The organism is Actinoplanes sp. G11-F43 (assembly GCF_050589265.1).
GTDB lineage: Bacteria > Actinomycetota > Actinomycetes > Mycobacteriales > Micromonosporaceae > Actinoplanes.
Map to the genome: position 1 here is coordinate 1 of NZ_JBNZCE010000120.1, position 729 is coordinate 729.

Annotated in this window: 1 pseudogene; it reads left to right on the plus strand. The window is 76.8% G+C overall.

Annotated elements, in window-relative coordinates:
- A pseudogene (locus ACQ0O7_RS45195) lies at window positions 1–729 on the plus strand (hypothetical protein); the annotation flags it as partial.

Genomic DNA, 729 nt, shown 5'->3' on the forward strand with positions numbered 1-729 from the left:
CGCCGCCTCCGCCGAGAAGCAGGCCACCGCGGCGAAGACCGCCGCGGCCCGCGCCAAGACCGCCCGCGAACAGGCCCAGGCCGCCGAGCGTGCTGCCGCGGCCGAGGCGGCCAAGGTCGCCCAGCAGCGCAGGATCGCCGAGGATCAGGCCGCCGAAGCCGCCCGGCAGCGCAAGATCGCCGATGACGAACGTGCCAACGCCGAGCGCCACCGCGCCGAAGCCGAACGCCAGGCCGCTGTCGCCGCGAGTGCCCGTGCTGAAGCCGACCGGCAGGCCGGCATCGCCAGTACTGCGAACTCCAAGGCGGAAGACGCTGATCAGGCGGCCGCGTACGCCGAGGACCGGGCCTGGGAGCACGAGGCGACCGCCAGGGAGGCCCGCGACGCGGCCAACGCCGCCGAGCGCGACGAACAGACCGCCAAAGCCAAAGCGCAGGCCTTCCGTGCCGCGGCGGCGTCGGCGAGCACCGAGGCCGAGAGGCGTGAGGCGCAGGAGCAGGCCGCGATCGCCGACCGGGAGGCCACCACCGCCGGTAACGCCGCCCGGTCCGCTCGATCAGCCGCGAACACCGCCACCGGCGCGGCGGCGAACTCCCGGGCCGCCGCGACCCGGGCACAGCACGCCGCTGACATGGCCTGGGCCGCCGCGGAGAAGGCCCAGGCCGCGGCCCGGTCCGCCGACGCGGCAGCCGACAAGGCCGAGTCCGGTGCCCGCGCGACCCATGCCGC